11 protein-coding genes are annotated in these 14,745 nt (G+C 71.5%); 5 read left to right on the top strand and 6 right to left on the bottom strand.

Annotated features, from left to right (window positions below; genetic code table 11):
• Nucleotides 1-58: 58 nt before the first annotated feature.
• Nucleotides 59-2,485 (bottom strand): molybdopterin oxidoreductase family protein, encoded by a 2,427-nt coding sequence (locus C1C97_RS06415; RefSeq protein ID WP_121030735.1) that lies wholly within the window; start codon nucleotides 2,483-2,485, stop codon nucleotides 59-61.
• A 279-nt stretch (nucleotides 2,486-2,764) separates the two neighbouring features.
• On the opposite strand from C1C97_RS06415, the gene C1C97_RS06420 reads away from it, so the two are divergent.
• Together C1C97_RS06420 and C1C97_RS06425 are read left to right on the top strand one after the other, a co-directional pair.
• Nucleotides 2,765-3,949 carry a glycoside hydrolase family 76 protein gene (locus C1C97_RS06420; RefSeq protein ID WP_121030737.1) on the top strand — a complete coding sequence of 395 codons (1,185 nt, stop codon included), beginning with the start codon at nucleotides 2,765-2,767 and terminating at the stop codon, nucleotides 3,947-3,949.
• 63 nt (nucleotides 3,950-4,012) lie between these two features.
• The gene (locus C1C97_RS06425) at nucleotides 4,013-4,555 is read left to right on the top strand and encodes an NUDIX hydrolase family protein (RefSeq protein WP_110920986.1); all 543 of its coding nucleotides are present in this window, start codon (nucleotides 4,013-4,015) and stop codon (nucleotides 4,553-4,555) included.
• Between the two features lie 118 nt (nucleotides 4,556-4,673).
• Here C1C97_RS06425 and purU read toward each other — a convergent pair whose 3' ends face one another.
• The 5 genes from purU to C1C97_RS06450 all read right to left on the bottom strand — a co-directional run bounded on the left by purU (nucleotide 4,674) and on the right by C1C97_RS06450 (nucleotide 10,776).
• Nucleotides 4,674-5,570, bottom strand: coding sequence for a formyltetrahydrofolate deformylase (purU, locus tag C1C97_RS06430; protein ID WP_121030739.1), 897 nt, complete (start codon nucleotides 5,568-5,570; stop codon nucleotides 4,674-4,676).
• A gap of 74 nt (nucleotides 5,571-5,644) precedes the next feature.
• Nucleotides 5,645-6,334, bottom strand: coding sequence for a sarcosine oxidase subunit gamma (locus C1C97_RS06435; RefSeq protein ID WP_121030741.1), 690 nt, complete (start codon nucleotides 6,332-6,334; stop codon nucleotides 5,645-5,647).
• Nucleotides 6,327-9,239: a sarcosine oxidase subunit alpha family protein gene (locus tag C1C97_RS06440; protein ID WP_121030743.1), complete on the bottom strand. Its 2,913-nt coding sequence runs from the start codon at nucleotides 9,237-9,239 to the stop codon at nucleotides 6,327-6,329. Before C1C97_RS06440 ends, C1C97_RS06435 begins: the two co-directional genes overlap by 8 nt.
• Entirely contained in the window at nucleotides 9,239-9,523 is a 285-nt protein-coding gene (locus C1C97_RS06445; RefSeq protein WP_110920771.1) for a sarcosine oxidase subunit delta, read from the bottom strand. Before C1C97_RS06445 ends, C1C97_RS06440 begins: the two co-directional genes overlap by 1 nt.
• Nucleotides 9,524-9,558: 35 nt before the next feature.
• A complete protein-coding gene (locus C1C97_RS06450; protein WP_121030745.1) occupies nucleotides 9,559-10,776 on the bottom strand; it encodes a sarcosine oxidase subunit beta family protein in 1,218 nt (405 codons plus the stop codon).
• A gap of 335 nt (nucleotides 10,777-11,111) precedes the next feature.
• On the opposite strand from C1C97_RS06450, the gene C1C97_RS06455 reads away from it, so the two are divergent.
• From C1C97_RS06455 to C1C97_RS06465, 3 genes are all read left to right on the top strand, one after another.
• Entirely contained in the window at nucleotides 11,112-12,449 is a 1,338-nt protein-coding gene (locus C1C97_RS06455) for an MFS transporter (protein ID WP_121030747.1), read from the top strand.
• Between the two features lie 108 nt (nucleotides 12,450-12,557).
• Nucleotides 12,558-13,805, top strand: a complete 1,248-nt coding sequence (locus C1C97_RS06460) for an aminopeptidase P family protein (protein ID WP_121030749.1) — start codon at nucleotides 12,558-12,560, stop codon at nucleotides 13,803-13,805.
• 75 nt (nucleotides 13,806-13,880) lie between these two features.
• Nucleotides 13,881-14,672, top strand: a complete 792-nt coding sequence (locus tag C1C97_RS06465) for an IclR family transcriptional regulator (RefSeq protein WP_110920827.1) — start codon at nucleotides 13,881-13,883, stop codon at nucleotides 14,670-14,672.
• The last annotated feature ends 73 nt before the right edge of the window (nucleotides 14,673-14,745 follow it).

A 14,745-nucleotide genomic window follows, 5' to 3' on the forward strand; every position in this document is an offset into this window, starting at 1 on the left:
CCTTCCGGACGAGCCGGGCGGGCCGCCTGCCGATGCGTCGTGCAGCGGCCCGCCCGGCTCAGGTCCCGGTTCCCGCCCGCGCCGGGCGGGACGCCGTGGTCGCGGGAGCCGGGGCGGGCCCGGTGGCGTCGGCCACCCTGGTGACACGCACCGGGGTGTTCTTGAACACCGGCTGGTGCGAGACCGGGTCCAGCTCGGTGTGCGTCAGCTCGTTCGCCGCGCGGTGCCCACGGGAGGCGTCCGAGCGGTGGGCCGAGGCGCCGGGGCCGCCGGGCGACGTCGTGCCGTGCCGCCCGGAACCGTAGTGGAAGGGCGCGAACACCGTGCCCTCGCGGACGTCCCCCACCCGGACCGGCGCGGTCACGTGACCGTGCTCCGAGTCCACCCGCACCACGTCCACCTCCCGCAGCCCGAGGCGCTCGCAGTCCGGCACGGACAGCTCCACCCACATCTCCGGGGCGGCCGCGTCGAGGACCGGGGTTCGGCCGGTCTTGGTCCGGGTGTGGAAGTGGTAGGCGGTCCTGCCCGTGGCGAGCCGCAGCGGGTGCTCGGTCGAGACCGTGCTCGGACCCTCGTACGGTGCGGTCTTGAACTGGGCGCGTCCCTCCGGCGCCATGACGCGGTAGGCCTCCTCGGCCATGCTCTCGCCGGTGTGCAGATCGTGACCGTAGCTCTCGGCCTCGTGCGCCCGCGTGGGGAACCGCCCGTCCGTGTACAGCCGCGGCGTGCCCTCGGGGTGCTCGGCGTTCACGGGCCACTGCACACCGCTGCCCCCGCGCAGCATCTCGTAGCTCAACCCGGTGTAGTCGCACGGCCTGCCGCGGGAGCACTCGCGCCAGGCGTCGAAGCCCTCCTCCGGCCCGGACCAGTCCAGCAGGGGCTCACCCGAGCGGGTGCGGAACCCCATGCGCCGCGCGTAGTCCAGGAAGATGTCCAGGTCGCTGCGGGCCTGCCCCGGAGGAGCCACGGCCTGTTCGGACAGGTGCACGGTGCGGTCCGCGTTGGTGAACGTGCCCGTCTTCTCACCCCACGCGGCGGCCGGCAGCACCACGTCCGCGTACCGCGCGGTCTCCGTGAGGTAGAGGTCCTGCACCACCACGAACAGGTCCTCCGCGGCGAGGATGTCCCGGATGCGCGGAAGCTGCGGCAGGGACACCGCCGGATTCGTGGCGGCGATCCAGAGCAGCTCCACGCTGCCCCGTTCCGCCTCCTCGAAGATCTGCAGGGCGTGCGTGGGCGGCCCGTCGTGGGGGATGCGGGCGGGGTCCACGTCCCACAGCGCGGCGAGCTGCGCCACGTGCTCCGCGTTCGCCCAGTTCCGGAACCCCGGGAGGTCTCCGTTCGCCCCGGCCTCCCGAGCGTTCTGGGCCGTGGGCTGGCCGTTCATCTGCAGCACCGCGCACCCGGGCCTGCCCAGCATCCCGCGCAGCAGGTGCAGGTTGTTGACCTGGCACGCGGACGCCGTGGCCTGCGCGGACTGGTAGAAGCCCTGCAGCACGGTGGAGACCACCCGCGGGCTCGTCCCGAAGATCCGCGCCGCCTCCCGCACGTCCTGCGCGGACACCCCGCACTCCCGCGCCACGGCCTCCGGTGTCCACCGGTCCATGTGCTGCGCGAGGTCCCCGATGTGCAGGGTGTGCGCCGCGACGTACTCCTGGTCCACCCACCCCTGCGCCACGACCTCCCGGACCAGGCCGTGCATGAGAGCCAGGTTGGTGCCGGGGCGCACCGCCAGGTGGACGTCCGCCCAGCGGGCCACCTCCGTGACCCGGGGATCCACGCACACGAGCTTCGGCCGGTCCGGGCCCTCCAACCGGTCCAGCACGCGCGACCACAGCACCGTCTGCGTCTCGGCCATGTTGTGGCCGTAGAGGAAGAGCGCATCGCACTCGTCGACGTCCCGGTAGCACCCGGGCTGACCGTCCGAGCCGAAGGACTCCTTCATCGCGGTGGCCGCGGTGGCCGTGCACAACCGGGTGTTCCCGTCCACGTGCGGGGTGCCGAGCCCCGCCTTGGTGAGGATCCCCAGCGCGTAGTACTCCTCCAGGAACAACTGCCCGGATGTGTAGAAGCCGTGGGACCCGGGACCCTTGTCTGCCAGAAGGGAGCGGCTGCGGGAGACGATGCGTTCCATCGCGGTGTCCCAGTCGCACTCCACCAGGCGGCCGTTCTCGCGCACGAGCGGGCGGGTCAGCCGGTCCCGGTGCGCCACACCCTGCCACGAGGCGTGGAGTCCCTTGGGCCCCAGCCGACCGCGGTTCACGACGTCCTGCGCCCGGCCGCGGACCCCCACCATGGCGCCGTCCTTGACCGCGATGTCCAGGGCGCAGCCGTTGCTGCACAGCACGCACGCGGACTGCACCCACCGGTCCACGTCCTCCTCGTGCACCCCGTCGGCCAGGGCCTGGTCCACGCGCACGGGCCACTGCCCGCCCCGCGGGTACGGGGTGCGCGGCCCCCAGATGTCGGAGATCCGGTCTGGCATGGTGTGTCCCTTCCGCGCCGCCGCGCCCGTACCCGTGGCGGCCGCGCCGTCGTCCTGCTCCCGGACGAGCCGCCCGGGGTGGCTCCAGTCTGCTGCCTCGCGGCGCGGGCGGTAAACCGTGCGGGGCAGCGGGTGCGGTGCAGCCTGCGGCATCACCCGGGGTGCCGCACTGCGGCACCCCTGGAGCAGGGCGACGCCGCGGACCGGTCGGCGTCCGGCCCCGTCCACCCGCCCGGTAGGCTTCTCACGCACCCCGCCCACCGCCCCAGGAGCCCCGCAATGTCCGAGTCCCCCGCCCACCGCGCCGCCACGGCCGCTCGCTCCGTGGACCGGCTCTTCGGCAGCCGCGCGTTCCGCGTGCCGGGCACGTACCTGGGCGCCGTCGCCTTCCCGCACCCGCGCCGGGGCCCGTGGCACTACTGGTGGCAGGCCCACCTGCTGGACGCCTTCGTGGACGCCGCCGCCCGCGAGCGCGCCGCCGGTCACGCCGACGACGCCGCCCGCTGCCGCTCCCGCGCGCACCTGCTGCTGCGCGGCATGGCCGTCCACAGCGGCGGGCGGGTGACCAACAACGTGTTCTTCGACGACATGGCGTGGCTGTCCCTCGCGCTCGGCCGGCTGCGGCACGAGGACGTCGCGGCCACCGGGCGCACCACGCGCCAGGTGCAGGACGAAGGCGTGGCGCTCGCCAGGCGCCTCGAGTCCGGGTGCGACCGGAACCTGGGCGGCGGCACGTGGTGGAACATGACCCGCGACTACAAGAACACCGCGTCCACGGCCCCCGTGGCCCTGAGCTTCCTGCGGATGCACCGGGTGGACGAGGCGCGGGAGCTGCTCACGTGGCTCTTCGACACCCTGTTCGACGCCGAGCGCGGCGTGTTCATGGACGGCATCCGCATGGTCGCGGCCGGTTCCGGGAAGGAGGTCACGGCGGTGGACCCGCACGTGTACACCTACAACAGCGGCCCGGCGCTCGGTGCGGCCCTGGAACTGGCGGGCGTCACCGCGGATCCGGGGGAGAAGCGGCGGTGGCTGTCCCGGGCCGCGGCCCTCGTCCACGGCGCCGCGCGCGAGTTCGCGGTGCCCGGCCCGCACGGGGCGCCCGTGCTGAAGGGACAGGGCGGTGGTGATGCCGGGCTGTTCACGGGGATCCTGGCGCGGTACCTGGGCTACGCGGCGGCGTCGTCGGACCTGGATGCCGAGGCGCGTGAGACCGCCCGGGGGCTCCTGGGTGTCACCGCGGACGCGCTGTGGGACGGGCGCCGTGAGTTCGGCCCGGACGAGGACTTCACCCGGCCCGGTGCGGCCGCGACCCCCGGTGGGCGCGAGACCGTGGCGGTGTTCTCGCCGGAACCCGCGCAGCACACGAATCTGGCGCAGCGCACCGGCGCACCCGCGGAACTGAGCACCCAGGTGCAGGCGTGGACTGTTTTCGAGGCCGCCGCGCGTTCGGCTGACCGCTGAACCCGGGGCGCCACGTGGGTCCCAGCCTAGCCCGCAGGGGTGTACCGGGGGTAGAAACGAACCATGAGTTCAGTACGCACCCCGGACCCGAACCCTGGCTGGCTCAGCGAGGACGATCTCAACCGCGCCCGCGCGTCCCTGCCCATCGTGTACGTCCAGGCCATTCCCGTGCGCCTGGACCCGTTGGGCTGCCTGTCCGAGATCGGCCTGCTGCTCACCGCGAACGACGAGGGCCGCATGGTCCGCACGTTCGTCTCCGGGCGCGTGATGTACCGGGAGACCGTGCGCGCGGCCCTGCTGCGCCACCTCGAGAAGGACCTGGGCCCGCTGGCCATGCCGCAGATGCCGTCCACCACGGTGCCGTTCGCGGTGTCCGAGTTCTTCCCGTCCCCGTCCGAGACGGGCCTCACCGACGACCGCCAGCACGCCGTGGCCCTGAGCTACATCGTCCCCGTGCGCGGCGAGTGCGAACCGCGCCAGGACGCCCTGCAACTGTCCTGGATGACCCCGGACGAGGCCCTGTCCCTGGACGTCCAGGAGGAGTTCGAGGGCGGGCGCGAGGATCTCATTCGTCAGGCGATCGCCCACGCGGGCTGGGGCCGCTGAGGGACCCCTTCGTCCGAGTGGCCGGGGTTGCGCGGACGACGGCGCCCGGTCACCTCACGCGCGCCCCGGCCGTCTGCGGGCCCGTCTTTCCTGGGCTGCGCTGCCGCTGAGGTCCGGCTCAGCGCAGCACCACCGTCTTGCCGCCGTGCAGGATCACGCGGCCCTCGCAGTGCCAGCGCACGGCGTCCGAGAGCGCCTTGCACTCGGTGTCCCGCCCGGCGGCCACGAGGTCCTCCGGACCGTAGGCGTGGTTCACCTCCACCACCTGCTGGGTGATGATGGGGCCCTCGTCCAGCTCCGCGTTCACGTAGTGGGCGGTGGCACCCACGGTCTTCACACCACGGTCGTAGGCCTGGTGGTAGGGCTTGGCGCCCTTGAAGGAGGGCAGGAACGAGTGGTGGATGTTGATCACGCGCCCCTCCATCCTGGTGGCCAGGGAGTCGCTGAGCACCTGCATGTACCGGGCCAGCACCACCAGGTCCACCTCGAAACGGTCCACCAGGTCCAGCAGCTTCGCCTCCGCCTCCGGCTTGGTGTCCTTGGTGACGGGCACGTGGAAGAACGGGATGCCGTGCCACTCCACGAGCCGCTGGTGGTCCCGGTGGTTGGAAACCACCGCCACGATCTCCACCGGCAGCTCCCCGGTGCGCGCACGGAAGAGGAGGTCGTTGAGGCAGTGGCCGAACTTGGAGACCATCACCAGCACCCGCCGCTTGGCCCTGTGCTGGTGCAGCTCCCACCGCATCCCGAAGCGCTCGGCCACCGGTGCGAGGTCCGCGCGCACCGCGTCCTCGTCCAGCACGGCGCCGTCCATGGGTGCCATGTGCACGCGCATGAAGAAGCGGCCCAGGCGCCGGTCGTCGAACTGCGTGAGCTCCACGATGTTCGCGCCGTGCTCCAGCAGCACCCCGCTCACGGCGTGCACGATCCCGGGCTGCTCCGGGCAGTCCAGGGTCAGCACCAGTTCCGGGGTGGCCGGCGCGGCGGGCGGTGAGGTGGGATGCGGGGTGCTCACGGGTTCTCCTCGGGGTCGGTCACGATGCGGGGCGGTCACGTGCAGGTGTTCACGGTGCGGGGCGCACCGCGGACTCAGGCCACGGCCGGGGACGCGAACTCCAGCATGGCGTCCAGCAGCCACAGAGCGGTGTAGCGCGCGAACGACGCGCGGGGCATGACGCGCCACCGCTCCTCCCCGGTGCGCCACAGCAGCACCTGCACGGGCCCCAGGGTGGTGGAGACCGCCTCCCCCACCGCGAACTCCCGCGGGTGCAGGTCCAGGGGGCAGCCCTTCTCCAGCACCTCGCGCGCCGCCGGGCCGGTGAGCTCCAGCGTGGTGCGGTTGGCGGAGAGGTCCACCACCTGTCCACGCTCCCCGGACGCCGCGAGCGCGCTGCTCAGCCGCGCCACCAGCGGGTGGGTGGACAGGCTCGGCAGCGCACCCGGTTCCAGTTCGCGCTCGTGAAGCCCGGCGGGCACCTCGGTCTCGTCCGGCGCCACGAGCAGGTACTCGTCCGGGCCCTGCCACAGCAGCGCGGTGGCCTCCGGTGAGCCTGTCACCCGACCCACGCGCTCGGGCAGCTCCAGGCCCACGACGTCGCACAGCGCCCTGGCCGCGTCCGTCCCGGGGGTCACGCGGATCCCGGCCATGGCGAGGAACGGGATCTCCCGCAGGGCCACGGCCCGCGGCCCGGTCACGGAGCCCTCCCGCATGGCCTCGGCCAGGGATTCGAGCGGACTGCGGCGCAGCGCCGTGAGGTCAGTGGTGGGTGTCTCAGCCATCTCGTCGGTTCCCTTCGGGGTCGTAGAGCACGGGGTCGGCGATCTCGACATCCACGAGCGCGCCGTCGAGCGGGGCCTGGAGGGTTTCTCCGATGCGCTGGCGGCCGTTCTCCACCAGCGCCAGGCCGAACGTCCGCTCCAGCACCGCGCTGCGGTAGCTGGAGGTCACGTGGCCCACCATCGGCACGGGGGCCTCGTGCGGCGTCACCGGCGTGCCGGCGTCGATCAGCTGCGCGCCCTCGGGCAGCCGGGTGGTGCGGTCCACGGGCAGCACCGCCACGAGCTGCTTGCGCCGCGGGTCCGTGGCGGAGGGCCGGGCGTAGGAGCGCTTGCCGATGAAGTCCTTGGTCTTGGAGACCACCCAGTCCATGCCCAGGTCCTGCGGGGTCACGGTGCCGTCCGTGTCCTGACCCACGATGGGGAAGGCCTTCTCCGCGCGCAGCACGTGCATGGTCTCGGTGCCGTACGGGGTGATCCCGAACTCCTGACCGACCGCGAACACGTCCTCCCACACGGCGAGCCCGTACCACCCGGACACGTTGACCTCGTAGGCGAGCTCACCGGAGAACGAGATCCGGCAGATCCGCGCGGGGACCCCGGAGGCGAGCACGGTCTCCCGGAACGCCATGAACGGGAACGCCTCCTGGGACACGTCCAGATCGGGCGCGATCTTGGCGATCACGTCCCGGGACCTCGGCCCCGCCACCGCCACCGTGGTCCACTGCTCGGTCACGGAGGCGAAGATGACGTCCAGCTCGGGCCACTCGGTCTGGGACCACTCCTCGAGCCACTCCAGCACCGCCGCGGCGTTGCCCGTAGTGGTGGTCATCAGGTAGCGGTCCTCGTCCAGGCGCAGCGTCACGCCGTCGTCGAAGACCATGCCGTCCGGGGTGCACATGACCCCGTAGCGGCCCACACCGGGCTTGAGCTTCTTGAACGCGTTCGTGTACACGCGGTTGAGGAACTCCCCGGCGTCCCGGCCGCGGATCTCGATCTTGCCCAGCGTGGTGGCGTCCATGAACCCCACGGACGTGCGCACGGCCGCGCACTCGCGCAGCACGGAGGCGTCCATGTCCTCCCCGTCCTGCGGGTAGAACCACGGCCGCTTCCACTGCCCCACGTCCTCGAACAGCGCCCCGTGGGCCTCGTGCCACGGGTAGATCGACGTCACGCGGGCGGGGTCGAAGAGCTCCCCGCGGCGCCGTCCGGCCAGGGCCGCGAAGGCCACCGGGGTGTAGGGCGCGCGGTAGGTGGTGGTCCCGAAGCCGCCCACGTCCTGCTGGTTCAGGACCGCGGCGATCACCCCGATCGCGTTGACCGCGGACGTCTTGCCCTGGTCGTTGGCCGTGGAGATGGAGGTGTAGCGCTTCACGTGCTCCACCGAGCGCATGCCCGCGCCCACTGAGCGCAGCACGTCCGCCACGGTTTGGTCCCGCTGCAGGTCCACGAAGCAGCGGTCCCAGCTCTGCGAACCGTCCTCCGTCCGCGGCACCAGCCACAGCGGGCGCGTGGCGCTCACGGGGGTGGCAGCGGCGTCGGGAACCTGCGGCTGCGCGGCGAACCCGGCCTCCTGCGCCGCCGCGGCACCCGCGCGGGCGCCCTCGGCCAGGCAGCCCGCCAGGTCCAGCGTGCCGTTCACGGCTCCTGCCGTGTGCTGGTCCCGCACGGGCCCCGCGGGCACAAAACCGGCCAGCTCGTCGTCCCAGCGCAGCTTCCCCTGCCGCTGGCTGTGCAGGTGCACCACGGGGCTCCAGCCCCCGGACACGGCCAGCAGGTCCGCGGCGAGCGTCTCGCGCGGGCCGGTGGGCGCGGCGTCGTCGTCGAGGCCCGTGACCACGACGCCGCTCACGCGCCCGCCGTCCCCGTCACCCTCGGTGCCGATCACCGCGCTGCCCGTGCGGACCGGCACCCCGGTCCCGCGGCTCACGCGCTCGGCGAGGTCCGTGAGCGCCGGACGGGAGTCCACCACGGCGGCCACGTCGATGCCCGCGGCCACGAGGTCCGCGACCAGCTCGTACGCGGAGTCGTTGGTGGTGGCCACCACCGCGCGGCGGCCCGCGGCCACCCCGTACCGGTTGAGGTAGGTGCGCACGGCCCCGGCAAGCATGGTTCCGGGGCGGTCGTTGTCCGCGAAGACCAGCGGACGCTCGTGCGCGCCGGTGGCCAGCACCACCTGCGCGGCGCGCACGTGCCAGACCCGCTGCCGGGAGACCCCGGGGCCGGGGCGCTCGGCCAGGTGGTCCGTGCGGCGCTGCACGGCCACCACGTAGTTGCTGTCGTAGCTGCCGAACGCGGTGGTGCGGGACAGCACGGTGGCCTCCGGCATGGCGGCCAGCTCCGCGGCGCACTCCCGGGCCCACTGCCAGCCGGGCACGCCGTCCACCAGGTCCTCCGGCCGGCTCAGCAGCGAACCGCCGGGCAACGGCTGCTCGTCCACGAGCAGCACGCGCGCACCGCCGCGGGCCGCCTCGCGTGCCGCGGCGAGGCCCGCGGGCCCCGCGCCGACCACCAGGACGTCCGCGTGGACGTTCTTGTGGTCGTAGTACGCGCCGTCCCGGGCGGGGTCCAGCGGCCCCTGACCGCTCACGAAGTCCGCCACGAGACCGTCCGTGAGCTCCACCGTGGTGGCGGGCAGCATGGACTCGATCACGTCCTCGGGCGTGCGGGGCTGCACCGTGACCAGCGCGTTGGGCTCCTCCACGCCCGCGCTGACAACGCCGCGCGGGCGCCCCAGGTACATGGAGTCGCCGCAACGGATCCGCCCGGCGGCCAGCAGCGCCGAGGCGAGCGTGTCACCGGCGTGACCCGTGAACTGCTGGCCGTCCACGGTGAAGGACAGTGCGGCGTTGCGGTCGATGCCGGTGCCCCGGCGGACGGACGCGGGAAGACGGTTCGGTGCGCTCATCACTGACCTCCTGGCTGCGGGGCGTTCTCGCCCATGCGGTAGACGGCCGTGATCTCGTAGCTGGCGGTGTCCCGCACCACGTTGAACCAGCGGCGGCACCCCACGGTGTGGACCCAGCGCTCCTTGAGCAGGCCCTTGGGGTTGTTGCGGTAGAAGAGGTACTCGGCCCACTCCCGGTCCGAGAGCTCGAAGGGGTCCTCGGGGTAGGGCACGTGGGCCTCACCGCCGTAGTGGTACTCGGTCTCGTCTCGCGGCCCGCAGTAGGGGCATTCGATCAGCAACATGGTGGATTCACTCCTGACGGGTGCTGCAGGCTCGGTCAGTGGGCCACGGCGGCGGCGCCGTGCTCGTCGATCAGGACGCCGGTCTCGAAACGCTCCAAGCAGAACGGCTCGTTGAGGGCGTGGGGCTCGTCCGTGGCAATGGTGTGGGCGAAGGACCAGCCGGCGCCGGGGGTCCCCTTGAATCCGCCGGTGCCCCATCCGCAGTTCACGTACATCTGGTCCACGGGCGTCTTGGACACGATCGGGGAGGCGTCCAGGGTGATGTCCACGATCCCGCCCCACGTGCGCAGCACGTGCGCCCGGGCAAACACGGGGAACAGCTCCACGGCGGCGGCCATCTGCTCCTCGATCACGTGGAACGCGCCGCGCTGGCCGTAGCCGTTGTACGCGTCCACGCCCGCGCCCATGACCAGCTCGCCCTTGTGGGCCTGGGAGACGTACACGTGCACGTGGTTGGACATCACCACGGTGGGGTGCACCTCCTCGTGCAGCTCGGAGACCAGCGCCTGCAGCGGGTGGGACTGGATGGGCAGCCGGAACCCGGCCAGCTCCGCGAGCACCGAGCTGTGCCCGGCTGCGCACAGCCCCACCTTCCCGGTGCTGATGCGCCCCCGGGAGGTCTCCACCCCCACCACGCGGTCCCCGTCCTTCACGAAACCGGTGACCTCACAGTTCTGGATGATGTCCACGCCCATCTCGTCGCACCTGCGGGCGAAGGCCCACGCCACGTGGTCGTGCTTGGCGATCCCCGCGCGCGGCTGGTAGGTGGCCCCCATGACGGGGTAGCGCAGGTCGTCCTGGATGTTGATGATCGGGCACAGCTCCTTGACCTGCTGCGGGTCGATCCACTCGGCGTCGATGCCGTTGAGCTTGTTCGCGTTCACCCGCCGCACGGACTCCCGGACGTCCCCGAGCGTGTGGGCCAGGTTCATCACGCCGCGCTGGGAGAACAGGAAGTCGTACTCCAGCTCCTCGGGCAGGCCCTCCCACAGCTTGAGCGAGTGCTCGTACATGGCCGCGGACTCGTCCCACAGGTAGTTGGAACGGATGATCGTGGTGTTGCGGGCCATGTTCCCGCCGGCCAGCCACCCGCGCTCCAGCACCGCCACGTTGGTGATGCCGTGGTTCTTGGCCAGGTAGTAAGCGGTGGCCAGCCCGTGCCCGCCGCCACCCACGACCACGGCGTCGTAGGAGGGCTTGGGGTCCGGGTTGTGCCACAGGAAGTCCGGGTGCTCGGGGAGCAGGTCGGCCATCGGGGTTCTCCGTTCGGGTGGAGGTGCTCTGTGCCGCAGGCGGTGTGCGGAGCCGCCCGTGCGGTGCTCCGGTGGTTCACGGGTCCCCGCAGGAAATCTCTGCCGGGTGGCGGCGGTGGGCGGCTCAGGAGTCCCCAGTATTCCCAGTGGTTGCTCAATACGCAACGGGGTTGCACAAAAAAATGCTGGATGACCACCAGAGTTCGCTTCTTGCCCTGCAATAGACGGGATCTTGCAGATTTCCTCCGCCCCATCCGTTGACTTCCCCGCAACGCCGGACATACGTTGTTGCGACCTGGTTGCTGATCCCGCAACCTCTCACCCCTGGGGGAACCATGACGCACGATGCCGCCGCACAACCGTCGCCCCCCGGTGCCAGGCCGGGAGGGTCACCGTCCACGGTCTCCCCGGGAACGCGCCGCCGGGTGGTCTCCGCGAGCTTCATCGGCAACTTCGTGGAGTGGTTCGACTACGCGGTCTACGGGTACCTGGCCTCCACCATCGCAGTGGTGTTCTTCCCGGACTCCGATCCGCAGACGGCGCTGCTGGCCACCTTCGGGCTGTTCGCCATCTCGTTCTTCGTGCGCCCGATCGGGGGCTTCTTCTGGGGCCACCTGGGTGACCGGCTGGGCCGGCGCACGGCACTGTCCCTGTCCATCCTGATCATGACCGGGGCCACGTTCTGCATGGCTCTGATCCCCGGGTACGGGAGCATCGGGATCTTCGCACCCATCCTGCTGCTCGTGGTGCGGATCGTGCAGGGCTTCTCCGCCGCCGGAGAGTACGCGGGGGCCTCGGCGTTCCTCGTGGAGTACGCACCGTCCCACCGGCGCGGCCTCTACGCCGCCGTGGTGCCCGCGAGCACCGCCGCCGGGCTGCTGTTCGGCTCCCTGTTCGTGGCCGCCCTGACGGCCGTGCTCTCCGGGGAGCAGATGGACATGTGGGGCTGGCGCATCCCCTTCCTGCTGGCCGCACCCATGGGGCTGATCGGGCGCTACGTGCGCACCAGGCTCGAGGACACCCCCGTGTTCCAGGAGCTCACACAGGAGGACGAGGTGATCCACGCCCCCATGCGGAACATGTTCCGCCACCACTGGGCCACGCTGCTGCGCGCGTGCGGCGCGGTGCTGCTCAACGCCGTGGGCTTCTACATGCTGCTCAGCTACATGCCCACGTACCTCTCCGAGGAGATCGGCTTCGGCAAGACCGAGTCCTTCCTGGCCACCTCCCTGGCGCTGCTGTCCTACATCGGCTTCATCTTCCTCACCGGCCTGGCCTCTGACCGCTTCGGGCGCAAGAAGCTGCTCATGGCCGCGTCCGTGAGCTTCGTGCTGCTCACCGTTCCGCTGTTCATGCTCCTGGACTCCGGGTCCTTCGCCGTGGTGCTGCTCGTCCAGGTGGCGCTGGGGGCCATGCTCACGCTCAACGACGGCACCCTGCCCAGCTTCCTGGCCGAGCAGTTCCCCACCCGGATCCGCTACAGCGGCTTCGCGGTCAGCTTCAACCTGTCCAACGCGGTCTTCGGCGGCACCGCGCCCTTCATGGCCACGCTGCTGATCGGCGCGTTCCACAGCGAGCTCGCCCCGGCCTGGTACCTCATGGCCGCCGCGGTGGTCTCGTTCGTCGCCGTGGTCCTGTGCCGGGAGACGCACCGCGAGCCCCTGGCCCACTGACCCGCCCGCCCACCGTGACCCGGGAGCGGACGGCGACGACGCGGCGTCGCCCTCCCCGCCACGCCCCGCACCGTTCCCCACCATCCAGAACCGTCCCGAAGGAGGACCATGAACAACACACCCGCCACCGACGTCTCCGAGCTCGCCCGCCTCAAGGTGATGCACAACGGCCAGAAGGAGAAGCTCACGTTCTCCGACACCGAGTTCGAGCGGCGCCTCGACGGTCTGCGCCGCATCATGGCCGAGAAGGACCTGGACGCCGTGGTGCTCACGAGCCACCACGGCATCAAGTACTACTCGGACTTCCTCTACACCACGTTCGGGCGCAGCTACGCGCTCGTGGTCACCGCGCAGGACTCCGTGACCGTCACGGCAAACATCGACGCCGGGATGCCGTGGCGCACCAGCTACGGCGAGAACATCGTCTACACGGACTGGCAGCGGGACAACTACTACTTCGCGCTGCAGGAGGCACTGCGCCAGCGTGGCGTGACCGCGCGGCGGATCGGCGTGGAGGACGACGCCCTGCCGGTGCTGAACCGGCAGCGCATCCAGGACGCGTTCCCGGACGCCGCGCTGGTGGACGTCTCCCTGGACTCCATGCGCCAGCGCATGTTCAAGTCCGCGGAGGAGATCGCGGTCATCAAGGACGGTGCGCGCATCGGAGACCTGGGCGGCGAGGCTATCCGGGACGCGATCCGCGAGGGCGTGACCGAGTACGAGGTGGCGCTGGCCGGGACCGAGGCCATGATCCACCAGATCGCCCGCACGTTCCCGCTGCGCGAGGTGCGGGACACCTGGGTGTGGTTCCAGTCCGGGCTGAACACGGACGGGGCGCACAACTGGGCCACTACCCGCAGGCTGCGGCGCGGGGACATCCTCTCCCTGAACTGCTTCCCCATGACCTCCGGGTACTACACCGCCCTGGAGCGCACCCTGTTCCTCGGGGAGCCGGACGCCCGCTCGCGCGAGCTGTGGGAGATCAACGTGGAGGTCCACGAGCGCGGCCAGGAGCTCATCAAGCCGGGAGCCGTGTGCAAGGACATCGCGCACGAGCTCAACAAGATCTACGTGTCCCACGGGCTGCTGGCCAACCGCACGTTCGGCTACGGCCACTCGTTCGGCGTGCTCTCCCACTACTACGGCCGCGAAGCGGGGCTGGAGTTGCGCGAGGACATCGACACCGTGCTGGAACCGGGCATGGTGGTCTCCATGGAGCCCATGATCACCATGCCCGAGGGCCAGCCCGGTGCTGGAGGCTACCGTGAGCACGACATCCTGGTAATCGGGGAGGACCGCGTGGAGAACATCACCCGATTCCCCTACGGCCCGGAGCACAACATCATCGACGCATGACGGGCATCCCCTGAACCGGAGGTGGCGCCGTCCGGGCGGCGCCACCTCCTCGTTTGCGGAAGAATACGGAGGGCCATGACGACGACAGACACGAGCACCGAGTCCCGCACCACTCCCGTGGTGTCCAACGCGATCAGCGTGCTGCGCTGCTTCTCCGTGGACGAGCCCCAGCTGGGCGTCACGGACATCGCCGGGAGGGTGGGGCTGCACAAGTCCACCGTCTCCCGGATTCTCTCCACGCTGGAGCAGGAGAACCTGGTGGAGCGGGACCCCCAGAGCCGACGCTTCGGGCTGGGACTGGGGCTGATCACCATGGCGGGCCCTCTGCTGGCGAACCTAGACGAGCGGCGCGTGGCCTACCCGGTGCTGCAGGAGCTCACCGAGCAGACCGGCGAGACCAGTGCCCTGAGCGTGTGGAACGGCACCGAGACCGTGTGCGTGGAGCAGATCCCCAGCCCCCGGGAGATCAAGCACACCATCCCGCTGGGCACCCGCTACGACTCCGCGCTGAGCTCCTCCGTGCAGGTGTTCCTGGCGCACCAGCCCCCGGAGCGCGTCCGGGCGCTGCTGCTGGCCGGGACCATCACGCACCACTCCACCGCCAACGCCGCCATCACCGCCTATCAGAAGGATCTCTCCCGGGTGCGTGCGGACGGTGTGGCCGTGAACTACGGCAAGACCTCGGTGGACGAGGTCGGGGTGGCCACCCCCGTGTTCGACCACCGTGGGGAGCTCGTGGCGGCCGTGATGATCGCCGCGCCGCGCTACCGGGTCACGGAGGAGCAGGCCGAGCAGCTGGTGGCGGCGTGCACCGCGGCGGCCGAGGAGATCTCCCAGCGACTGGGCCACTCGCCCGGCAGGGACTGAGGCGCGCTCGTCCGCGAGCGCCGTCGGTCCCCGTGCGAGCGGTCCCGGGCCCGGGCAAGTCCCCGCTGTCCCT

Origin of the sequence: Kocuria tytonis, from assembly GCF_003226895.2 — a bacterium.
GTDB classification, from domain to species: domain Bacteria; phylum Actinomycetota; class Actinomycetes; order Actinomycetales; family Micrococcaceae; genus Kocuria; species Kocuria tytonis.